Below are 22,104 nucleotides of genomic sequence, written 5' to 3'. Positions count from 1 at the left end.
GAGTGCTCGGAAGGCTTGTTTTGTTTGTCGTAATTTGATGAACGATAAGGAATTGTTTAGATGATAAATATCTTTAATAATAGAATTAAAGATTATTATTGCGTAATCCTAAATACCTGACTTTCATACATAAAGGATGAATATAATGACTCAAGAAGCAAAAGCAGAAAATAAAAAGAGCTTGGAGAAATCAGATAATAAGAAAAAAACCAGGAAAAAGCTCCCTAAACAAATATTAATGATAATAGGGGTAGTTGCTTTAACGGTACTAATTTTCGGAGGATTTAAGCTGTATAAGGTATATACGGCAGGACAATTTACAAATGGTGCAATGGAATCAGCTGAAGGGAAAAAGCTCGATTATTTAGTCGAGGAGGACCCGAATGGAACAAATACCGAAGACATAAAGTACGCAGACTTTAATGAAGACGAAGTCATTACAACCATGCACAAAATGACACATCAAAAAGTCGTTTCCAGCAAAAAATGGGGCGCGGTGGAAATGACTAGTGCAAGAGTCAATCAGCTGTATATCATTGTAGAAAATAGCGACTTTGAAAATAAAGAGGGACTTCTGTATATTTTACAAAAATGGCAGAACAAAGACTTTAATTTGGTTGATGACGATCATAATTATTTGTGGAAGCTGCATGGCGGAAATGTTGGGGAAGCGACAGGGGTATTTACAGAGGAAGAAGAGAAGGAGTTTGTAGAGCGGGTGTTTTGAACCAGAGTTGTCTCTGGTTTTTAATTTGCCACTTTTTTATAGTTATTCTCTTGGATTTGGATATTTCAACCATGTTCTTTCCTATGCTAGATATAGTAGAATAGCACTATTGAGATGTAAGGAGAAATACAATGTCTAAAAAGAACTTTCTTTATTTATATATCGTAGTAAGTTTACTCTGGATTTTCGGAACAGACTTTTTGCTTACATTTGTTGATAGTCAGTCGACAATGCTTTTTCTGCAAAAATTAAAAGGAATATTATATGTTTGTTTTACTAGTGTACTAATTTATGTACTTATTGTCAGGAAAGAAGAGTTTGAGACAGTAACAGAAGAGAAAAAGCAGCTAAAGACACTGATTAATTCAATGGTTGATTTTGTTAACTTTAAGGATGGTAATGGTCGCTGGCTTGAGGCAAATGAAGCTGGCTTGAAGCTTTTTCAGCTTGATGGGGTTGATTTTAGAGGGAAAAAGGACTCTGAGCTCGCTAAATATACAGATTTTTATCATGATGCACTAATGTATTGCGAAACTTCTGATAAAGAGGCTTGGAAGGCAAAAGAAGTTACCAGATGTCTTGAATATATTCCCCTACCTAACGGGGAAATAAGAACGATTGATACGATAAAAGTTCCCAATTTTAACGACGATGGCAGCCGCCACTCACTGGTAGTAATTGGCCGTGATATTACAGAGCACCTAAATACAGAAAAAGATCTCAGCATGACGAAGCAGCAATACCAATCACTTTTCGAGAATAACCCAGACATGGTGTATGTACTCGATTTAGACGGGAATGTTGTTAATGTGAACCGTCAGTTTGAGAAGATTACTGGTTATAGTGCAGATGAATTTAATGGGAAAAGAATTGTAAGCTTAGTGACGGAGGAGTTTCAGGAGCTTCTTCGTGAGAATTTGTTAAACTCGATACTTCAAGGTAAATCAACTACAAAAGAAACAAAAATTATTAAAAAGGACGGCAGTATCAGTGATATTTCCTGTACAACATTTCCAATGATGCTTGATGGTGAAATCGTCGGTGTTATTGGCTATGGCAGGGATATAACAGCTATTAAGGAAACAGAAGCAATGCTTCGAAAAGCAGAAAAACTGTCTGTCGCCGGAGAACTAGCCGCAAGTGTTGCACACGAAATTCGCAATCCACTGACATCCATTCGCGGCTTTATCCAATTAATGAAATCGGAAGAAACAGCTTCAAATAAAGCTTTTCACAATATTCTACTAGATGAAATCGACAGAATTAATGATATCGTCAGTGAGCTGTTATTATTGGCAAAACCACAGGAGCTGAACTATGTAAAGGCTAGAGTAGAGAGCATTATGAGCTCAGTTTTCGGTCTGCTTGAATCACAATCAAACCTATACGGTGTAGAATTGAACTCAAAAATAATTGGCACACTTCCTGAGATTGACTGCGAACCAAACCAATTAAAACAGCTGTTCATCAACATCATCAAAAACTCAATAGAAGCAGAATCCACAAAAGTAAACATAACAATTAAAAACACAGACAACGGATTTGTGCAAATAATCGTAAAAGACAATGGCTGCGGAATCGAAAAAGATCGCATTAAACGCTTAGGGGAGCCATTCTATTCAGCGAAAGAAAAAGGCACAGGGTTAGGATTAACAGTCAGTTACCGGATTGTTCAGGCACATAAAGGACAGGTTCGGTATGCAAGTGAGGTTAATGAAGGTACAGAGGTGGAAATTTTACTGCCAGTAACAATAGATTAATAGGAGGAAGGACATTTTAGCTTAATGTTAATATGTCCTTTTTTATTGTATATGGGAATACGTTGTTAATATTTTACATATTAGTGGCAATACATTAAAATATATGCATAATATTACAGATAGCAGAGGTGTACTAGTTGAGGAAATTCTCCATTTTTCTATTCATTATGAGCACAATATTATTAAATGCGTGTAACGGACAAACAGACAATATTACTTATGCCATGATCGTTGTAGTTAATAACAAGGAATATAACGGAACTGAAACAGTGAAAGACGAAGGGATTAAAATGGGTGAAATGATAGGAGAGATTGAAAAAGAGACACCAGTAGATGTAATGCCTGAGAATAATCAATCTAATAGCTTTGAGGTTGGTTCCAAGATATACTCTGTGCAAGGTACAGATCAATATATCATTGTTATAGACAAGGATAATGAAGAGCATTTATTGGAGAGGGCTCCTAGTGATGAATAATTCAATCTTTAACTGGGCTTATTTATACAATTTTTAATATAAATATGGTGAATTTCAAAAATACATTTGAGAAATGTGATTTTGTAGTACAGTGGCAATAGCATTGGTTCTAAATATTAAATACTAAGGTTTAGGTAAACTTCTTTTAAAGTTAAAATTAAAGGAAACCAATAGGCTGAAAATTTATACATGTAATAATAAGAGAATGTTTTTATGTTATCTTCCATAAGAATGGAGAACCCAGTTTTTGAGTTACTAGCTGGGTATTTTCATTAAGATATGGAATCTCCTGAAGAAGCTTTACTAGAACTTGAAAGTAAGTCCCACTAAGAGGAACATGGAGACCAAAAAAAACACATTTACGCGAAATGAACAAACTAGGAGCGAATATAGAGGACAAAAAATAATTCTCGCCGATAAAAAGATTAACAGTAGAAAGATAAGGTTATTAGGATAGGCGATTTCAGATTCCAAAACATTCATACTAGGAGAGAATCGAATGAGAATTATAAATATAATCCGAGGTAATATAATATTAGAAAAATTTTTAACATACTTACCAATAGTAATAATTCTTTTTATGCCCGATGAGTTAACACCTATTACGATACCGTTTTTGCTAATTCTTATGTTTGGTATGGTTTATTTCTCCAACTATCTATTTGTAGTTCCTATAAAAAGAGGTATTTTGCTAAGTCTAACCTGTTTAGTAATTATAGTATTATTTTTTCTAGTTATCACTACTTTCTTTAACTTGGACTTAACTGTAGTGTTAATTTTAACTTTTCTTGTAGCTTTTATTACCTCCATAATAATTAAGGGATAATATCAGGCATGGTTTGGTTAGAGTGAGGAAACACGTATAAATTGCACTAATGTTCTTAGCCCATCTATCTAACAGCTAAAAAATAAAATAGGAAAAAAACGTTGAATATTCAGCGTTTTTTTATTTTCCCAGAAAAGAGAACAACAATAATTAGGGAGGTAAGCAACGAACAACGCAATATTCCATCTGGTAACGCCTTTTTAGTGCTTTGAATATCACTTTAATTGACTTGACAGCTGATAGATCTAACTGTGTAAATATTCCTCGGGATTTTTTAGTAACAGACCAATCTTTGCTAACGGTAAAACACTTATAATTAGCGCATTATCCTATAATTTTTGGTGATTTTCAAATCCAAACACAAAATTTTTGTTGTATACGCCAAATCGCGCGTTCTAAATAAGGTAAATTTGTTGGATATTTAGTTTCTTCGTATAAATACGAAGGTGTTAGCATTTGAACCATTTTATTTACATTTTTTTAACGAGTATCTGTTAAAATTGTTCATCAATCCATTTAATAATTATGCCCAAAACTTTACTATTTCTAGTTAATTGATAGTATTTTATTATCCCTTAAAGGCCAACTCCTGGCGTATTATTGTTCCTTTTATTAATAAATTGCTCCTCTTTTATTCCATTTTTATAATAGCTTAAAGCTTAACTACCTCACTTAGAATAAAATAGTAAGAAAATTGGCGCAATATAGCAAATTAGAATGGTAAACTTTGTTATGTACTAGAGTATTGCTTTTGTATTTAATTAGAATTATTATAAAAAAGAAGGCAACAACAAGATAATCACAGGGGGAGAAAAATATAAGTAAATGATTCTTAAAATGTAAGAAAAAAATGGATATATCGTAAATAAACATATATTTTTTGGTAGATACTTTTATAGATACAATCTATATACTAAGCAATTTTTAAAAAGACAATATTATCAATTGTAAAAAATGTAAGCGGTTTAATTGATTATATAAAATAGGGGGAAATATTTAATGGAAGTTTTGGGAAGTATATTAGCATTTCTAGGAATGCTTGGATTTATAACTTTTTTAATCATGGGCTTACTCGCTTTAGTTAAGAAAAACGGAACGGCTAAAAAGAAATTTAAGTATTCACTTATGTCTCTTGCAGTGATCATTATTGCAGCAGTTGTTGTTGGGGCAACTTCAGACAGTACAACATCAGAATCTGCAAGTAGTAAAGCTTCCGAGGAATCCGCTGAAGAAAAGGCTGTTCGTGAAGCTGAGGAGAAACAACAAGCAGAAGAAGAAGCAAAAAAGGCTGAAGAAGAGAAAGTAAAAGCTGAGGCAGAAGCTAAGGCTAAAGCAGAAGAAGAAGCTATGGCAGCTGCTAAGGCTGAGGAAAAGGCGAAAAAAGAAGCTGAAGAAAAGAAAGCTAATGCCCAACCTATAGAATATGCCCAATTTAAGAAAAACCCTGACCGTCATACCGGTGAATACGTTAAGTATGAGGGGCAAATAATTCAAATTATGGAAGGCGACGACCTTACACAAATAAGGTTAGCTGTTACCCAAGATTCCTTCGGATGGAATTCCAACGACCTTATCTTTGTTGAATATGATGGTCTAACAGACTTTGTAGAAGAGGATGTAGTAACTATATATGGAGAAGTCTATGGATCTTACAATTATGAATCTCAAGCTGGTTGGGATATAACTTTACCTGCAGTTTTAGCTGATACAATTGAATAAGAAAAAATTTAACTCCCTTAAAATTAGGGAGTTTTTTATTTTACCACTCAATCTACTTACATTTTAATATTTTAGCCAAAAAAACATATTAGTTGTTTTCTGATTTTATGGAAGATGTTTCGACAAAAAAAATTGATGAGTAAATTGTAGAAATTGATCTTCCCATGTCAAACAAAAATCTATCTTTTGTTGACTGGGGGATTTTAGCAGCATAACTGAAATATTCTGCGTAAGAACTAAATTTCCTAATTATAAGCTGATTCACAAAGATTTTAATAAATTTTAATCCAATTTTAATTCTACTAGTATAGTATTTCTCTTTATGAGCATATTAGAATTTGACTATCAGTCGTTCTCAGTTGACTTATAAATGAAATAATAAAGGAGAAAATACAATTGAATACTATGGCAAAATCTGCAACAAAACCTATTAGTACAACACCAATTTTTGCTGTTTTGCTGGCAGGGGCTTTTGTTGCGTTTTTAAATCAGACTGTTATAAATGTCGCATTGCCTGATATCATGGCACATTTCCACATTGATGCAGTGAAAGCGAACTGGTTAAGTACAATATTTCTGTTAACAAATGGTATTGTTATTCCGGTGACAGCTTTCCTAATGGAGAGATTTACGACAAGGCAATTATTTTTATTTTCAATCGGCGTATTTGCGATTGGTACGTTAATATGTGCAATGGCTGGCACATTCCCGATTATGCTCGTTGGACGGGTCGTACAAGCAATCGGTGCAGGAATTCTATTCCCATTGATTACAAATGTGATTTTCACTATTTTCCCACTAAACAGACGCGGATTCGCCATGGGTATTTTCGGTGTGGCAATGAACTTCGCTCCTGCAATCGGTCCAACATGGGCTGGCTGGATTATTGAATCCTACAATTGGCGTGTTATATTCTATATTATTGCCCCAATTGCTCTCATTGACTTTATTCTCGCAATTTTCTTCGTGAAAAATGTCACACAAACAAGCAGACCGAAGCTAGATACATTAGGAGTTATTTTATCAACAATCGGATTTGGCGGAGTACTATACGCCTTTTCAACAGCTGGCTCAAAAGGCTGGTCATCAACAGAAGTAGTAACAATGTTTATCGTTGGTGGAATCAGCCTTATTCTGTTCGTATGGCGCCAGTTTGTTGTTAAACATCCAATATTGGAGTTTAGAATCTTCAAGTACAAGCTCTTTACATTAACAACAATCATTAATGTTGCTGTAACAATGTCGATGTTCTCTGGTATGATCCTAATGCCAATCTATATGCAAAACATTCACGGTTTCAGTGCATTAGAGGCAGGGTTTATGCTGCTGCCCGGCGGAATCGTTATGGGTATCATGTCTCCGATTACAGGTAAGCTGTTTGATAAATATGGTGCAAGATGGCTTGCTGTTATCGGTTTGGCAATCACAATGGTGACAACATATGCATTAACAAGATTAGAAGTTCATACTAGCTACTCTTACATCTTATGGGTATATACAATCAGAATGTTAGGAATGTCACTAATCATGATGCCGATCTTTACGGCAGGACTTAATGATTTAGGCTTGAAATTGAATAAATATGGAACAGCTATGGTTAATACATTCAGAATGGTAGCCGGAGCAATCGGCATGGCCTTCTTCGTATCAATCATGACAAACCAAGGTGCAAACCATGCTGAAGACTGGATGAAGCTGCATAACATCCTGAAAACAGATAAACTAGGCATTGCACAAGCAGCGAAGGAAGGAACAGTAATGGGAATCAATGATGCATTTATGGTTGCCACTTACTTGACAGTAGTTGCTTTCGTGTTAGCTTTCTTTATTAAAGGATCTAAGCCTGGGGAGAAGAAGGCTTAATATGGTGGAAGAGCGTTGAGGAAACTCGGCGCTCTTTTTTGTTTGGATATTTTTAAAGACATAGCAGCGCAACAAATAATATTCGCATTTTTAGTAATCTTATATTATCACTTTCCTTTTAAGCATCTCTTTGGTTCATATTAAATCGAAATAATTCTGTCCCGTACCAAATTTGTAATAGCAAAGTTTAATTTTTTAGGCATAAAACAGGAAGTAACCAATGGATATATTTGTATTGTTAACATATGTGGTTAAATATTGGTATAAATTTCTATTTATTAGAAATTTATTGGGAGGAATGTGATATTATGTATAGGTAATTTGTATTATGAGGAGATTTGTTTGCCAAGTTTTTCAGAATCATTTGGTATGAGTTTTGAACTGATGTGGGGGATGTTAACTGCAGATCCTGGTTTAACTATTGGATTGCTAGTATTTTTTGGAACGGGATTACTATTAGTGTTTATAGTGAATTTAATAAGGTATTATAACCTGAAAAAATCAGGCATTTTAGATGTTGATAAAATGAAAGAAAGCGTGTTTGAGGATTATTTATATACGTTACTAAAGTCTAAAGGATATAGCGTTCAAAAAACACCGGTAACTGGTGATTATGGTGCTGATTTAGTTTTGCATGGCAATAATAAAAAGATTATTGTCCAAGCTAAAAGGTATAAAAATAAAGTAGGAATTAAAGTTGTACAGGAAATTGCAGCGGCAAAAAGTCATTATAAAGCAGATGAGTGCTGGGTTATAACGAATAATTATAATACTAAGCCCGCTATAGGATTGGCTAAATCAAATAATGTTGATTTAGTTGACCGTGATAAACTTATAAAGTGGATGATTCAAATGAGGAAAAGTGCTTAAATCCATATGTACTTTAAGCTGTCGCATCAATTAATAAGGAGTAGCAAATGAAGGTAAAAGAACTTATAGAGATTTTACAAGACTGTGACCCAGATACGGATATAAATGTACTTCTGCACCTTCCTAATCGTCCGTATGGTGGTGGAATATTAGAACCGATACATACAGTAAAACCGATTGTTGATCAAGATACAAATAAAGTTAATTATTTTATTGATACTGGAATTGGCGAGGAAGGACGTTTCCAGGCTTATATGGATGAAAAAGAGGGTGAAAAGCCAGATAAGTAATTTACGGTGCTGAAAATTAAACGGTAATTAACAATCTAGTATATAAGGAATACACTATTTCCAAAGTGGAATTGCGGAAAATATCAGAAACAGATACAATTAAGTAGATTGCTTGATTTACTTTATATGTTTTGATTATGTATCTAAATTTGCTGACAAGGTAAGGTGTGTTTACATGAAGAAACTAGTAATATTAGGCGGAGGTTATGGAGGATTCCAGATACTGCAGGACCTATTAAATAAACAATTACCAAGAGATGTTCAAATTACAGTAATTGACCGGAATCCGTACCATTGTTTGAAGACAGAGTTTTATGCATTAGCTGCAGGAACGGTGTCTGATAGACAGGTAAGAATGAATTTTCCTAAGCATGACCAAGTGGATTATGTTTGGGGAGAAGTAGTTAAAATTGATAGTGATAAAGATGAAATCGTCATGAAAGACAGTACCGAAACAGTTCCGTATGATTATTTGATTATTGGCTTAGGCTGTGAAGATAATTATCACAATGTTGAAGGTGCAGAACAATTTTCAGACAGTGTTCAGACTATCTCTAAAGCGAGAAGAGCGGCTCTGGCAGTGAATGAATTGAAGTCCTATCAGCATGTTGCCGTTATTGGTGCAGGCTTGAGTGGGGTAGAGGTTGCTTCTGAAATAAGAGAAAGCCGCCCGGATTTAAACATTAGTCTTTTTGACAGAGGAAGTGCAGTGCTTAGTCCATTTGCACCAAAGGTTCAGCAATATGTGGAAAAATGGTTCAAGGAAAACGATGTAAATATTATTCATCATGCAAATGTTGAATATTTGGAGCAAGGCGCAATCTGTAATAATGGCGTTTGTACATTAACAGATGTAACACTTTGGACGGCAGGCGTAAGACCGAACCGTTTAGTAAGAGAGCTGCCGTTTGAAAAGGACAGATATGAAAAGATTGTCGTCAATCAATTCCACCAAGTTCCAGACAAACCGACTGTATATATTGTTGGGGATTGCGCGTCATCGACCTTCTCGCCAAGCGGACAATTAGCACAGCACCAAGGAGAACAAATTGCCAATATCCTGTATGATATTCTATCAGGCAGAGAGCCAAAAGCGCCAGGTGAGATTAAACTGCGCGGTACTTTAGGTTCACTTGGTAAAAACGACGGCTTCGGCAACATGTTCGAAAAGTCATTTACAGGACTATTGCCAAGACTGGCAAAAAGCGGTGTACTTTGGCTGCATAAGCGACATTAATAAGGAATATAAATTAGAGGAGAAGCATTAGCTTTTTCTCTTTTTTTAATATTTTGTAAAGCTTCTATTAAGCTAGAGGTATTTAAGAATTGCGCACAGAATTATTGTATATAGTAAGGGGTCAATAACTCATAAAGGAGATGCAATAATGAAGGATAGACAATTTTTATTTCAAGTTTGGCGTTGGATTGATCAAGCACAAAGAGTAAATGAGAATGCTAACGGGAAAAAAATTGTAGCACTGCCCTTAAACGAATGGGAGGAGCTAAGAGCAGAAATGCTTGAAATCATCAATGAAATGGATGGACCAGTTACGAATGAAGAGGCTTTAGAAGTTCGTTAATACATATAAATAAGGAAAAAATCAGGCATCCAGCTGGATGTCTTTTTGCATGAATGCATGAAAAGGAGCTGGCAAGCATACCAACTCCGAAAACATTAGTGATTTGTAGTGTAGCTGCGCCCAGCTTCCAGGCTTGTTCTACTATTATTTAAAATACTAATACTAATAAGACCAGAAATTCCTACAAGAATAAAGATAAATCTCGCCATTCCGGCATCCTCGCCACCAAAGATGGCTGCGACAAGATCAAATTGGAAGAAGCCGATTAAGCCCCAGTTGATGGCACCGATAATACTTAGAATTAGGGTGATTTTTTGTAATATGGACAAGGACATGTTTAGACCTCCTATAAAATAATTATTTAAGTGTACTTTATATATACCTTTTTTAAAGAAAATTGAAACAGCCTAAAAATCGAGAATTATTTGTAATAACTGATAGAAAGAGATATTCTATATATACTTACTAGTCTTAAACAAGGAAGGATTACATATGGAAAAAACAATCGCAACACTACAAAAGGTACAGCAATCAGCAGTGCAATTAGAAACAGTGCTTCATGAATTATGGAGTCTTGTTGGTGAGCTTGAGGAAGACGCGCAATTCATCGAACTGATGGAAAAGGCGAAAAAGAAGGGTGCAGATTCAAGCTTAGCGGAATTAAGCACAAAGATAAATGAACTGGAAAACGGCCTTAGTCAAATACCGGAAGATGGTACAGTCGCAATTGATCTGGAAGATAATATAGATGAAATCATCGAATGGGTTAAAAATAATAAATAGGTATAAAAAAAGAAGAAACCTCCTTTTTGGGAGGTTTCTTCTTTTGCTATTATTTCAAACTGCGGTTTAAGAACGCTTTAGTTCGTTCAAACTTTGGGTTTGTAAACAACTCGGCTGGAGTGCCAGACTCCACAATCTCTCCGTTGTCCATGAACACGACTCTGTCTGCAACCTCTCTTGCAAAGCCCATTTCATGTGTTACCACAATCATTGTCATGTTTTCTTGAGCAAGGTCCTTCATCACCTGTAATACCTCGCCAGTCAATTCTGGATCAAGGGCAGAGGTTGGCTCATCGAATAACATAATTTCCGGGTTCATCATAAGAGCTCTTGCAATGGCAACCCGTTGTTTTTGACCGCCTGAAAGTTTGGCCGGGAATGAATCAGCCCAAGCAGTTAATCCGATTTTCTCCAGAAGCTCACTGCTTCTGCGATGAATTTCTTTGGAATCTTCCTTTTTCACCGTTTTTGGAGCAAGCTCTAAATTCTCTCTCACAGTTAAATGAGGGAAGAGGTTGAAATGCTGGAAAACCATCCCCATTTTGCTAGTGATTTGTTTAATCTCTTGCGGTTTTACATAAGCCCCATCTTTCACTAAATAATTACCGCTAACACATATATTGCCGTTGTCGATTTGTTCGAGATTAACAAGACTGCGCAGCATCGTGCTTTTTCCAGATCCAGACGGACCAATTACTGCGACTACTTCATTTTTATTAACATTAAATGTAATCTGCTTTAATACGTCGAGATTACCATATGATTTTTTTAGGTTGGAGATTTCAATAATAGCCATGTTCACCAACTCCTTCTTATTCAAATTTGAATCGGCGTTCGAGCCATTTAAAGATAATCGTAAGTACTAGTGTCATAATTAAATAGATAACACCTGCAACTACAAACGGAGCAATAGAAAAGTCGCGATTGACAGCCGCTTGAGCAAAATGCAGTAATTCTGGTACAGCAACGGCATAAAGCAGTGCAGTATCCTTAACAAGTGTAACAGATTCATTCGCCACAGCCGGAAGAGCGATGCGGAACATTTGCGGAAGAATGATTTTGCGCAACGTTTGGAATTTGTTCAAGCCCAGAACCTGGGATGCTTCGTATTGGCCCTTATCAATAGCAATAAGTCCGCCTCGGAAAATTTCTGCGAAATAAGCGGCATAGTTTAAGATAAATCCTAAACAAGCGGCAACAAATCTATCTAATACCAAATACTCACCAACTACTGGAAGCATCGGCAAACCAAAACAGATAAACAGAAGCTGCAGCAACAGCGGTGTGCCGCGCAGGATGTAAATATAGCCTTGAGCAAACCAAGAAAGTGGCTTGAAGCTGCTTCTTACAGCAAGTGTTAATAGAAAACCAAGTGGTATCGAAACCACGATGGCAATGATAAACAATAGAACGGTCATCTGTGCCCCTTCAAGGAGAGGCATTGTAATGGATTTAATATAATCAAAAGACATAAAAGGTTACCTCCGAACACAATACAGGATTCCCCTAATGGAAATCCTGCATCATCTTAAAATTGGTTATTATTTTATTACGATATCGTCGCCGAACCACTTATCAGAGATTTCAGCAGCAGTGCCGTCCTCATTCATCTCATCAAGCGCTTTTTGCAGCTTTTCAAGCAGCTCTTCATTTCCTTTTTTCACACCTACACCATATTCCTCTGGAGCAAGTGACTCATCAAGAATCTTAAATGAACCTTCCTCTTTCGTCATATAGTAATCAATAACAATTTCATCAATAACTACAGCATCTAAACGGCCATTTTTTAAGTCATTTAATGCAGACACATTATCGGAGAACTCTGTTACTGTTTTAATTTTAGATTTAATTGGATCAGCATCAAGTGCATCTGCTGCAGAAGATAATGATTGAAGACCAACCACTTTTCCTTCTAAATCAGCTAGTTTAGTAACCTTTGAATCAGCAAGAGTAACTACAACCTGTGCATTTTTCAAATAAGGCTTTGTGAAAAGAACCTTTTTCTTACGCTCATCTGTGATCGTGTAACCATTCCAAATAAGGTCAATACGTCCGCTGCTTAGCTCAGACTCTTTTGTTTCCCAGTCAATTGGTTGAAACTCAACCTTCATGTCCATTTTCTCAGCAGCAGCCTTCGCATAATCAATGTCAAAGCCAACAACCTCATTATTTTCATCACGGAATCCCATCGGAGCAAACTTATCATCAATCCCAATTACCAATGTATCGTCCTCTTTTGAAGATGACTTAGAACAACCAGCAACGATCGAGAAAACCGCAGCCACTAATAGAATCATAGTTAATAAACGTTTCATATTATATAGACCACCTTTAATTAAGTGTAATTGCATTTCGCTTTAGTCTGCTAATATGTTAGAAGACTACAGTATTGTAACACTATTATTTGATAATTTCAATTATGTTTTTAGTGTGGTAAAGAATTTAAGGGTGGCAATTACTATTTAATATTGGAACATGTCCAAGGTGAAGGACATGAAAAATATGAAAAGTCTCCAAAGACAAATTACGCCATCTCAGGCCTTGTCTGAAGATAAATCCCGCAACAATCCCAACCTCACTACTAAAAACCTTATTCTAAATGAAGAAAAAGTCTATCGAGTTTTCCTTCTTGGTATAACGCAAGTTAATGTATACTAATAAAAAGGAAATAAAACTTTAACTATACAAAAAATAGAAACTGTAAAAACTGTATTAAAGGGGAAATTGTAGTGAATCAAAAAATATTACTTGTTGAAGATGAAGAGGATATTTCTAACTTGTTGGAAATCTACTTGAGTGATCAAGGCTATGTTGTTGACACTTATAATAATGGACAGGATGCATTAGAGAGTATCAAGAAAACGGAATATGATTTAGCGATATTGGATGTAATGGTGCCAGGAATAAACGGGTTTGAGCTATGTAAAAAAATCCGCGAGCACTATTTTTATCCGATTATTATGTTAACAGCCAAAATCGAGGATATTGATAAAATAACTGGACTGACAATCGGCGCAGATGATTATATGACGAAGCCCTTTAACCCACTTGAGGTCGTGGCAAGAGTCAAAACTCAATTGCGGAGATATAAGCGATATAATGAAAAGGCAGTTAGTGTTAAAGAAGTGGATGAATATGATATTAGAGGCTTGAAAATTAATAAAGCTACACATAGCTGTTCCTTATTTGGTGAGCCTATCGAGTTAACTCCAATTGAGTTTTCTATTTTATGGTGCCTATCCGAAAATCAGGGGAAGGTTATCTCTTCTGAGGAGCTTTTTGAGAAGGTTTGGGGAGAGAAGTTTATAGAAAATAACAATACGGTTATGGCTCATATTGCCAGGCTGCGTGAGAAGCTGAAGGAACCTGTAAAAAAGCCAAAATATGTTAAAACAGTTTGGGGAGTGGGATATAAAATTGAATAAGAAAGCAAACGTTGCGAAAATTTCCAATTACCTAGCAGTACGCTTTATTATCATGACCCTTTCTTGTTTTGTTATTATTTTTCTTTTGTCTTTTATTCTAGTTAGTTTAAACGATGCACAAGGGGTAGCTGGTTTATTGGGTGATACGATTAACTGGTTAAGTAACCGCTTATTAGTACTTGCACCAAGTTTATTTGCTGCTTGTGTTTTTATCATTTTATTGATTCAGCGCAGACAGCTGATAAAGTATTTGGGTGTCTTGTCAGCGAATTTAGAAACAATCACACTCGAGGATAAACAAGATGTACAGCTTCCACCTATTTTAAAGGATGCGGAAGCAGGCTTGGAAAAATTGCGTTTCGAGTTGAAGGAAAATGAGCGTGTGGCAAAGGAAGCTGAGCAGCGCAAAAATGATTTAATTGTTTATCTTGCACATGATTTAAAAACACCAATTTCCTCTATAATTGGTTATTTGACACTGCTGAGGGATGAAAAGAATATTTCAGATGAGATGTATCAAAAGTTTATCCATGTTACGATGACTAATGCAGAACGCTTAGATGATTTAATTAATGAATTTTTTGAAATAACCCGTTTTAATTTATCGACGATACCGTTAAATTATAGCAAAGTGAATGTGTCCTTAATGCTTGAGCAGCTGCTGTTTGAATTTCAGCCTGTACTTACAGCTAAGAACTTAACCTATCGGCTTGAAGGCAGTAATAATATGGAGATTGTTTGTGATGCGGAGAAAATTCAGAGAGTGCTTGACAATCTAGTTAGCAATGCCGTGCATTATAGCTTTGAAAACAGTGAAATTGTTATTTCCGTTAAGCAGGAGGAAGATAATGCAGTGATTCAATTCAGTAATAAAGGCTATCCAATTGAGCGTGAAAAGCTGGACCGTATTTTTGAGCAATTTTATCGGTTAGACGAATCAAGGTCGACTCGAAATGGCGGAGCTGGAATAGGGCTTGCTATTGCGAAGCAAATTATGGAACAGCATCACGGCACAATTTCAGCAGAATCAGCTGGGCAAAATATTAGTTTTACAGTGCGTCTGCCATTATCGTAAGATTTTCGTAAGATTTTACGCAGAAAAAAAGCAGGAAATTGTTATATAACCCAAATAAAGAAAACCTTTGTTTTCAGTATGATTAATGTACTGAGAGCAAAGGTTTTTTTATTTTGGAGGGATAATGATGGAAATATTAAAGGTTCAAAATGTAAAAAAGGTATACCAATCTCGCAGAGGTGCAAGTGTCGAGGCATTGGTTGATATAAGCTTCACCGTAAATAAAGGGGAATATATTGCGATTATGGGAGAATCAGGCTCTGGGAAATCAACACTTTTAAATATTTTAGCTTCTTTAGATGATGTGACAGAAGGGGAAGTGAAGCTTGAGGGCGTGAACTACCAAAATATCGAAAATGATCAATTGGCTGCATTTCGGCGCAAGCATTTAGGCTTTGTGTTTCAGGATTTTAATTTATTAGATCAATTCAGTTTAAAGGATAATATCTTTTTGCCGCTAGTACTTGCTGATGTGTCCTTAAAAGAGATGAATGCAAAGCTTAAGGGGTTAGCCGGCATATTGGGAATTGAGCATATTTTAGAGAAATATCCGTACGAAGTATCAGGTGGCCAGCAGCAGCGAGCCGCTGTTGCAAGGGCTTTAATCACCGCACCAAGCCTAATTTTAGCAGATGAACCGACTGGCGCACTCGATTCACGTTCAGCACAGGAGCTGTTAGATTTATTTGCAAAGCTTCACAAATCCGGCCAGACCATTATTATGGTCACACATAGTGTGCATGCAGCGAGTAAAGCAGGCCGTGTGCTGTTTATAAAAGATGGAAAAATCAACAGCGAGATTCATAAAACCAATATGGATGAGGATATTACTCAACAGATTTTTGAGATGCAGTCAGCAGCGGTTGCGAAAAGGAGTACAGTATGAATAAAAAACTGTATGTAAAGCTAGCAGTAACAAATATCAAAAATAATAGCCTATTGTTTCTCCCATACCTTTTTACTTGTGTTGTTGTTATAGCGCTGTTCTATACGATTAACAGCTTGGTGAATAATCATGCTCTTAAAACCATTTCAGGTGGGAACTTTACAATCGATGTAATGAAGTTTGGCAGCATATTGTTTACAGTATTATCTCTGTTCTTTTTACTGTATGCCAACAGCTTTATTTTTAAAAAACGCAAGAAGGAAATTGGTCTTTACAATTTGTTAGGCTTGGAGAGAAAGCATATTAGAAAATTATTAATACTAGAGAGCTCGCTGTTGGCATTCTTCTCCATGCTTGTCGGTATTGCAATTGGTCTAGTATTCAATCAGGTTGTCGGCATAATGATGTCTGCCATGATGAAGGTACCGTTAACCGTTAACATCATTTCTCTATCAGCAATTATTAAAACGGTGGTTACATTCATGATAGTCTTTATGATTATCCATGTTTTTAACTTAAAACAGATTCACTCTGTTCGTGTGATTGAACTTATGAAGGGTGCACAAATTGGGGAGCGGGAACCGAAGGCGAAGCTTTTTCTAGCGATGCTTGGCAGCATCCTGTTAATAGCCGGCTATCTATTATCTTTTTCTGTGAAAGATCCCAAATTAGATTTAGCTGAAATTATTACAGCGATAGTGTTTGTTGTTGCTGCGACATACTTGCTTTTTATAGCAGTAAGTATTGTTCTCCTTAAAATACTGCGCAAAAAAGATGGCATTTATTATAACAAAAGTAATTTTACGCTCATTTCAACAATGCTTTACAGGATGAAGCAAAATGCCGTCGGTTTATCCAATATTGCTGTATTAAGTACAGCAACCTTGATTGTATTGACCACAACGATTTCCTTATATTTAGGTGTTAATACGATGCTTAACAATAGCTTTCAGTTTGATGTGTCTATTACAAATCCAGCAGAAAACGTCTCTGAGCAGCAACAGCTGCAAGCATTTATTGACAAGACTAAAGCCCGTTACGATGTTGAAATTACAAAAGCAGCAGCCTACCAAGGCGGACAATTTGCCGCAGATTTAACTGGAGATGGAAAGGATGACTTCTTCCTTATACTGCCATTAGTGGACTTTAATAAACTAACAAACGAAAATATATCGTTAGCTTCAGATGAAGTAATGCTTCTAAAAGATAAAGAAAGTGCAACATTACAAAGCATCAGCTTAGACAATAAATCATTCCAAGTGAAAGCTACGGTAGATGAGCTGCCAATTGATACCTCCCTTGCAGATAATACTGATGCAAATTGGATGTATGTCATCGCTCCATTAACTGGTGAATTTGCTCGAAAAGTAGATTTAGAGAACTCCTTGACCATGTATCAAGATTTTAATGTGCAGGGTGATACGGATGCAATCAATGATTTTTCCCATGCAGTTGCAACAAAAGCGCAAGCAATTGGCAATGTGGATGTTGAAGCAAAGTCGATTTACAAGGAATCTTTGTTAGTGCGTTTTGGCGGGCTGCTGTTTTTAGGGATTTTTATTAGTGTCGTTTTATTTGTGGAAACAGCTCTTATGATTTTTTATAAGCAGATTTCGGAAGGCTTTGATGATCGGAATCGGTTTGCCATTATGAAAAAAGTTGGAATGAGTGATAAAGAAATTCTCCAAACAATAAAAAAACAAACGCTGATCATGTTTTTTTCTCCACTCACAGTCGCAATTGTGCATTTAGGAGCAGGCTTGCCACTCGTAACAAAAATCATTGGAATAGCTGCGATGGATAATTGGCTTGTAGTGGTTGGCAGTGGGATTTTTGCAGCCATCATTTTCACTGTTATTTACGGTGTGACTTATATATTTACAGAAAAAAATTATAAAAAAATCGTGAAGTATTAAAGGAGAATGTAAATGAAAAGGTTAAAACTTGTTTGGATTATTATTGGTGCACTTATTATATTTATTCTCGGGACAATTTGGAGCAATTCACATGTAACAGTTAATAAAGTGACACTCACACATAATCGTTTACCAGCAGCATTTGATAACTATAAGATCCTGCAGATTTCCGATTTACAGGGAAAAGAATTCGGCAGCAACCAAAAGAGATTAGTAAACTTAATCAAAAAACAGCAATATGATTTAGTAGTTTTTACAGGAGACTACATATCTGAAGAGCCAAAGGATTTACAGCCTCTCGAAAATCTATTAAAGGGAATGCCGAAAAATAAAGAAATGTATTATATTTTAGGTGATAAGGATGCAGATAACAGTACTGCAGCATTGAAAAAAGGCGATCGTTTTTATGATTTATTTACAAAATATAATGTTAAGCCATTATATCCAGGGATGGAGATTAAAAAGGGCAATGAATCTATTTGGTTAAAAACAAACCCTTATGTAGGCTTGAATGAAGTAGGGGGAAGTGAAATTTCAAGTCAATTAATTCAGGAAAAGGAAGAGTTTGAAGCTCAATACAAGGAGCAGCAAGACCCATTTACAATCGAAATATCCCACCGCCCAACTGAAATTGATAGCGAAAATCCAGATCTTCATGATTATCGGACAACAACATTAAATGATACAGGAGAGGAATGGAGACATTGGGATGTTAGTCTTAATGGACATACACTTGGAGGCCAATTTAGACTGCCGATTCTTGGCCCGCTGTATGCCCCTAATTTCGGCTTATTTCCAGGTAAAGTGAACGTTACAGGTGTTCATACTATTGAAAACCACACTCAATATGTAAATAACGGATTAGGTGTAAGTGGACCATTATTTATGAAATTTCGCGTATTTAACACACCAAGCATAGGGTTAATCACTTTGAAGACGAAGTAATATAATCGCTTTTAAGAATTTATTTATGCAATTATTGACGGTGGAAAGCAATCTACATAAATTAATTCTGAATGGGAGAGCATGTTACTTCTCTAGAACTATTTAAAACTCAAATTTAATGAAGCACTAGGATACTTAATGCTAGAAGAATGCGAGTTACAGACCTTTTTAATGTAATACAAGTTTAGTGTGGAGATTCCAATATAATATACAAAAAGTGTCAGGCACCATTAAAAGTGCCTGACACTTTTGTTTTATCGAAAATAATTGGGGTATATATTTTCATAAGCAAGTGATTTAGCTAGTTGTTAAGAAATAAATGAGAGGGAAAAGGGTTGATAGCCAACATGTTATGGAATAAAAAATTAATATTGTTTTACAGTTTAATCGTGGTTTGCTTTTTATCTGCTTGTACCGAGAAGGAGAAGCTTGCTGACGGATCTGAACTGATACATAAAAATCAATTTGTTTTTGCTGCTTCGGGTGAGTTTAAGCCATTTAGTTATATAAATGATGATCTCACCATGTCTGGCTTTGATATTGAGGTTGGCGAAGCGCTTGCAAAAGAAATGGGGCTTGAGCCGGTCCAAAAGCGTATCAAATTCAAAGGGATTGTAGAAGGAGTAAAAACAGGCCGTGCCGATGCAGCTGTTGCTAGTCATACGATAAATCCGCAGCGCAGCAAATATGTATCCTTCTCTACCCCATACTATTATTCTGGCCCGCAAATTTTCACAAGACCAGATAGTAAAATTAAAACTGTCAAGGATTTAGAGGGCAAGGAAGTGGCTGTCGCAAAAGGCTCGACATATGCCGATACAGCTTCAAAGTATACGGACAAAGTAAAAACATATGACAGCGATATTACGGCATTACAAGCATTAAGCAGCGGCCGTCATGATGCGGTAATCACCGATTTCGTTACAGGGAAAAGTGCTGCAAAGGAAGGATTTAAGATTAAAGCACAGGAGTTAATTAGTCGCAGTGAACAAGCGATTGTGCTGCCACAGGATAATCCAAAGCTATTGAAGAAAATAAACGAAGCTTTGGACGAACTCCGCAAAGATGGAACATTAACGAAGATTAGTCTTAAATATTTTGGTGAGGACATTACCAAAAAACCAGAATAAAACAACATGATAGAAAGGAAGTATAACCTTGCCAAGTTTTTCGCATTTTTTTAGCATACTAACGGAAACAAAGGGTGTATTTATTAAAGCAATGCTTTTAACATTAGAGCTGACGGCTGTTTCTATTTTACTGGGAATCGTCATTGGACTAGTCTTTGCTTTATTAAAAATCTCTAAAATAAAAGTATTAGAAGTTATTTCAGATGCATATGTCTATTTAGTTCGTGGTACACCGCTGATTGTTCAAATATTTATTCTTTACTTCGGAATTAGCGGCATATTCCTGCTGCCAGATTTTTGGGCCGCTTCTATTGCCCTAGCATTACATAACGGAGCCTATATTTCCGAAATTCTAAGGGGAGCAATCCAAGGTGTTGACAAGGGTCAGCTGGAAGCAGGACGCTCTTTAGGAATGACAAAAACACTGACATTAAGAAGGATTATTCTGCCACAGGCATTCCGCCGAGCGCTGCCGCCTTTAGGCAACCAATTTATTATAAGCTTAAAGGATTCTTCATTAGCTGCATTTATCTCCATGAATGAGCTGTTCAATGTCGCGACAACACTTGGGTCCAATAATTTTGACGAAATGACCTATTTACTCATTGTCGCAGTCTATTATTTAATTCTAGTAGCGCTGATGACATTTATAGTCAACAGAATCGAATCAAAGCTAGCAGCAAGTGACAGATAGGAGGGAAGACATTGGACAAGAAGGAAATGATTAGAATAACTCAATTGAATAAATCATTTGGAGACTTACATGTCTTAAAAAATATCGATATGACAGTTCTAGAAAGCGATGTGGTTTGCTTAATAGGCTCGAGCGGTTCAGGAAAAAGTACACTCCTGCGCTGTTTGAACTTTTTAGAGAAGAAGGATAACGGCAGTATAATAATAGAAGGAAAAGAGGTCAATCCAAATACAGATAACCTCAATAAGATAAGGGAAAAGGTAGGCATGGTGTTTCAAAATTTCAACCTATTCCCACATAAAACTGTACTTGAAAATATTATTGAAGCACCTGTCATGGTAAAAGGTGTTGATAAAAAGCAGGCCATCCTCAAAGCAAAACAATTACTCAATAAAGTAGATTTAGAGGACAAGGCAGATGTTTACCCTAGCAAACTATCAGGAGGACAAAAGCAACGGGTGGCGATTGCCAGAGCACTCGCAATGGAACCAGACATAATGCTCTTTGATGAACCAACCTCCGCCCTCGACCCAGAGCTTGTCGGAGAGGTTCTCACAACCATGAAAGACCTAGCAGAAGAAGGAATGACAATGGTTGTAGTAACACATGAAATGGGATTCGCCAAAGAAGTAGCAGATAAGATCGTGTATATGCACGATGGGAAAATTGTTGAACATGGAACAGCTGAGGAATTCTTTAATCATCCAAAGGAGGAGAGGACTCGGGAGTTTTTGAAGGCTACGATGCTGAAATAGGAATGGGAGGTCCTGTCTGTTTAGGCAGGACCTTGTATTTTTTTGTGGGTCATTTGAATGAGCTTATAAAAAGACAAAACAATAAGTAATAAGTATTCATTCTTTTTGTGCCTATAAATATATTTTCTGATTCAAAACCATTCTTCTTATTGCTCTATATTTCCCTCAGTTTGTATTTTTCTTTAATGAGTCTGCGAAAGTAAATGGAGAAGGGTTAGGTCTTTAACTGATCAGTAGGTTGAATTCCTGTAATAATGGACTTTAAATATAGATAAATTTCATAGTTGATAATTCCCAACCTTTTACCTATTTCAAGGCCTTTATATCTATTTTACAATAAAAGGATATGACATATAGTGGTTCTGTTTTAAGCCTAAACTATTT

The 22,104-nt window shown here is 36.1% G+C and carries 22 protein-coding genes; 18 read left to right on the top strand and 4 right to left on the bottom strand.

Going from position 1 to position 22,104, the window contains the following annotated elements; translation table 11 throughout:
• The first annotated feature begins 145 nt into the window (after window positions 1-145).
• From NQZ71_RS21055 to NQZ71_RS21015, 9 genes are all read left to right on the top strand, one after another.
• Window positions 146-727: a DUF6241 domain-containing protein gene (locus tag NQZ71_RS21055; RefSeq protein WP_317012337.1), complete on the top strand. Its 582-nt coding sequence runs from the start codon at window positions 146-148 to the stop codon at window positions 725-727.
• A gap of 131 nt (window positions 728-858) precedes the next feature.
• The gene (locus NQZ71_RS21050) at window positions 859-2,487 is read left to right on the top strand and encodes a PAS domain S-box protein (protein WP_317012335.1); all 1,629 of its coding nucleotides are present in this window, start codon (window positions 859-861) and stop codon (window positions 2,485-2,487) included.
• 137 nt (window positions 2,488-2,624) lie between these two features.
• Window positions 2,625-2,963 (top strand): hypothetical protein, encoded by a 339-nt coding sequence (locus tag NQZ71_RS21045; RefSeq protein ID WP_317012334.1) that lies wholly within the window; start codon window positions 2,625-2,627, stop codon window positions 2,961-2,963.
• A gap of 1,825 nt (window positions 2,964-4,788) precedes the next feature.
• A complete protein-coding gene (locus NQZ71_RS21040) occupies window positions 4,789-5,508 on the top strand; it encodes a hypothetical protein (RefSeq protein WP_317012332.1) in 720 nt (239 codons plus the stop codon).
• Window positions 5,509-5,913: 405 nt separating this feature from the next.
• Window positions 5,914-7,371, top strand: a complete 1,458-nt coding sequence (locus NQZ71_RS21035) for a DHA2 family efflux MFS transporter permease subunit (protein WP_317012501.1) — start codon at window positions 5,914-5,916, stop codon at window positions 7,369-7,371.
• Window positions 7,372-7,713: 342 nt separating this feature from the next.
• Window positions 7,714-8,241 (top strand): restriction endonuclease, encoded by a 528-nt coding sequence (locus NQZ71_RS21030; protein WP_317012331.1) that lies wholly within the window; start codon window positions 7,714-7,716, stop codon window positions 8,239-8,241.
• Between the two features lie 47 nt (window positions 8,242-8,288).
• Window positions 8,289-8,531 (top strand): hypothetical protein, encoded by a 243-nt coding sequence (locus tag NQZ71_RS21025; protein WP_317012330.1) that lies wholly within the window; start codon window positions 8,289-8,291, stop codon window positions 8,529-8,531.
• Between the two features lie 175 nt (window positions 8,532-8,706).
• Window positions 8,707-9,768, top strand: coding sequence for an NAD(P)/FAD-dependent oxidoreductase (locus tag NQZ71_RS21020; protein ID WP_317012329.1), 1,062 nt, complete (start codon window positions 8,707-8,709; stop codon window positions 9,766-9,768).
• A gap of 148 nt (window positions 9,769-9,916) precedes the next feature.
• The gene (locus NQZ71_RS21015; RefSeq protein WP_127739756.1) at window positions 9,917-10,111 is read left to right on the top strand and encodes a hypothetical protein; all 195 of its coding nucleotides are present in this window, start codon (window positions 9,917-9,919) and stop codon (window positions 10,109-10,111) included.
• Window positions 10,112-10,206: 95 nt separating this feature from the next.
• Here the strand turns inward: NQZ71_RS21015 and NQZ71_RS21010 are convergent, their stop codons facing one another.
• A complete protein-coding gene (locus tag NQZ71_RS21010; protein ID WP_127739775.1) occupies window positions 10,207-10,440 on the bottom strand; it encodes a DUF378 domain-containing protein in 234 nt (77 codons plus the stop codon).
• A 163-nt stretch (window positions 10,441-10,603) separates the two neighbouring features.
• Between NQZ71_RS21010 and NQZ71_RS21005 the strand changes: the two genes are divergently transcribed.
• Window positions 10,604-10,894: a hypothetical protein gene (locus tag NQZ71_RS21005; RefSeq protein ID WP_127739757.1), complete on the top strand. Its 291-nt coding sequence runs from the start codon at window positions 10,604-10,606 to the stop codon at window positions 10,892-10,894.
• A 49-nt stretch (window positions 10,895-10,943) separates the two neighbouring features.
• On the opposite strand, the gene NQZ71_RS21000 is transcribed toward NQZ71_RS21005, so the two are convergent.
• The 3 genes from NQZ71_RS21000 to NQZ71_RS20990 form a co-directional block, all read right to left on the bottom strand.
• Window positions 10,944-11,690: an amino acid ABC transporter ATP-binding protein gene (locus NQZ71_RS21000; RefSeq protein WP_127739758.1), complete on the bottom strand. Its 747-nt coding sequence runs from the start codon at window positions 11,688-11,690 to the stop codon at window positions 10,944-10,946.
• A gap of 16 nt (window positions 11,691-11,706) precedes the next feature.
• Window positions 11,707-12,366 carry an amino acid ABC transporter permease gene (locus tag NQZ71_RS20995; RefSeq protein ID WP_144454454.1) on the bottom strand — a complete coding sequence of 220 codons (660 nt, stop codon included), beginning with the start codon at window positions 12,364-12,366 and terminating at the stop codon, window positions 11,707-11,709.
• A gap of 69 nt (window positions 12,367-12,435) precedes the next feature.
• Window positions 12,436-13,209, bottom strand: a complete 774-nt coding sequence (locus tag NQZ71_RS20990; protein WP_317012328.1) for an amino acid ABC transporter substrate-binding protein — start codon at window positions 13,207-13,209, stop codon at window positions 12,436-12,438.
• Between the two features lie 414 nt (window positions 13,210-13,623).
• On the opposite strand from NQZ71_RS20990, the gene vanR reads away from it, so the two are divergent.
• The 8 genes from vanR (at window position 13,624) to NQZ71_RS20950 (ending at window position 21,720) form a co-directional block, all read left to right on the top strand.
• Window positions 13,624-14,319, top strand: a complete 696-nt coding sequence (gene vanR / locus NQZ71_RS20985; protein WP_260056119.1) for a VanR-ABDEGLN family response regulator transcription factor — start codon at window positions 13,624-13,626, stop codon at window positions 14,317-14,319.
• Entirely contained in the window at window positions 14,312-15,394 is a 1,083-nt protein-coding gene (locus NQZ71_RS26240; protein ID WP_394374149.1) for a sensor histidine kinase, read from the top strand. The genes vanR and NQZ71_RS26240 overlap by 8 nt, the downstream gene beginning before the upstream one ends.
• A gap of 127 nt (window positions 15,395-15,521) precedes the next feature.
• A complete protein-coding gene (locus tag NQZ71_RS20975) occupies window positions 15,522-16,280 on the top strand; it encodes an ABC transporter ATP-binding protein (RefSeq protein WP_144454635.1) in 759 nt (252 codons plus the stop codon).
• Window positions 16,277-18,196 carry an FtsX-like permease family protein gene (locus NQZ71_RS20970; protein ID WP_317012327.1) on the top strand — a complete coding sequence of 640 codons (1,920 nt, stop codon included), beginning with the start codon at window positions 16,277-16,279 and terminating at the stop codon, window positions 18,194-18,196. Before NQZ71_RS20975 ends, NQZ71_RS20970 begins: the two co-directional genes overlap by 4 nt.
• 12 nt (window positions 18,197-18,208) lie before the next feature.
• Window positions 18,209-19,141, top strand: coding sequence for a metallophosphoesterase (locus NQZ71_RS20965; protein WP_317012326.1), 933 nt, complete (start codon window positions 18,209-18,211; stop codon window positions 19,139-19,141).
• A 347-nt stretch (window positions 19,142-19,488) separates the two neighbouring features.
• Window positions 19,489-20,271 (top strand): transporter substrate-binding domain-containing protein, encoded by a 783-nt coding sequence (locus NQZ71_RS20960; RefSeq protein ID WP_127739778.1) that lies wholly within the window; start codon window positions 19,489-19,491, stop codon window positions 20,269-20,271.
• Between the two features lie 28 nt (window positions 20,272-20,299).
• Window positions 20,300-20,965: an amino acid ABC transporter permease gene (locus NQZ71_RS20955; RefSeq protein WP_127739764.1), complete on the top strand. Its 666-nt coding sequence runs from the start codon at window positions 20,300-20,302 to the stop codon at window positions 20,963-20,965.
• 26 nt (window positions 20,966-20,991) lie between these two features.
• Window positions 20,992-21,720, top strand: a complete 729-nt coding sequence (locus NQZ71_RS20950) for an amino acid ABC transporter ATP-binding protein (RefSeq protein WP_317012499.1) — start codon at window positions 20,992-20,994, stop codon at window positions 21,718-21,720.
• The last annotated feature ends 384 nt before the right edge of the window (window positions 21,721-22,104 follow it).

It is taken from the genome of Niallia taxi (assembly GCF_032818155.1).
GTDB classification, from domain to species: Bacteria; Bacillota; Bacilli; order Bacillales; family Cytobacillaceae; genus Niallia; species Niallia taxi_A.
Note: the sequence above shows the minus strand (reverse complement) of the source record. Positions and strands in the feature narration are given on the sequence as shown.

Bases quoted from the DNA above. Each gene is read 5' to 3' on its own strand.
- NQZ71_RS20975 (WP_144454635.1), top strand. From the start codon at position 15,522: ATGGAAATATTAAAGGTTCAAAATGTAAAAAAGGTATACCAATCTCGC.
- NQZ71_RS21000 (WP_127739758.1), bottom strand. From the start codon at position 11,690: ATGGCTATTATTGAAATCTCCAACCTAAAAAAATCATATGGTAATCTC.
- NQZ71_RS21055 (WP_317012337.1), top strand. From the start codon at position 146: ATGACTCAAGAAGCAAAAGCAGAAAATAAAAAGAGCTTGGAGAAATCA.
- NQZ71_RS20990 (WP_317012328.1), bottom strand. From the start codon at position 13,209: ATGAAACGTTTATTAACTATGATTCTATTAGTGGCTGCGGTTTTCTCG.
- NQZ71_RS20995 (WP_144454454.1), bottom strand. From the start codon at position 12,366: ATGTCTTTTGATTATATTAAATCCATTACAATGCCTCTCCTTGAAGGG.
- NQZ71_RS21050 (WP_317012335.1), top strand. From the start codon at position 859: ATGTCTAAAAAGAACTTTCTTTATTTATATATCGTAGTAAGTTTACTC.
- NQZ71_RS21005 (WP_127739757.1), top strand. From the start codon at position 10,604: ATGGAAAAAACAATCGCAACACTACAAAAGGTACAGCAATCAGCAGTG.
- NQZ71_RS20960 (WP_127739778.1), top strand. From the start codon at position 19,489: ATGTTATGGAATAAAAAATTAATATTGTTTTACAGTTTAATCGTGGTT.
- NQZ71_RS21020 (WP_317012329.1), top strand. From the start codon at position 8,707: ATGAAGAAACTAGTAATATTAGGCGGAGGTTATGGAGGATTCCAGATA.
- NQZ71_RS21025 (WP_317012330.1), top strand. From the start codon at position 8,289: ATGAAGGTAAAAGAACTTATAGAGATTTTACAAGACTGTGACCCAGAT.
- NQZ71_RS20970 (WP_317012327.1), top strand. From the start codon at position 16,277: ATGAATAAAAAACTGTATGTAAAGCTAGCAGTAACAAATATCAAAAAT.
- NQZ71_RS21040 (WP_317012332.1), top strand. From the start codon at position 4,789: ATGGAAGTTTTGGGAAGTATATTAGCATTTCTAGGAATGCTTGGATTT.
- NQZ71_RS21035 (WP_317012501.1), top strand. From the start codon at position 5,914: ATGGCAAAATCTGCAACAAAACCTATTAGTACAACACCAATTTTTGCT.
- NQZ71_RS21015 (WP_127739756.1), top strand. From the start codon at position 9,917: ATGAAGGATAGACAATTTTTATTTCAAGTTTGGCGTTGGATTGATCAA.
- NQZ71_RS20965 (WP_317012326.1), top strand. From the start codon at position 18,209: ATGAAAAGGTTAAAACTTGTTTGGATTATTATTGGTGCACTTATTATA.
- NQZ71_RS20950 (WP_317012499.1), top strand. From the start codon at position 20,992: ATGATTAGAATAACTCAATTGAATAAATCATTTGGAGACTTACATGTC.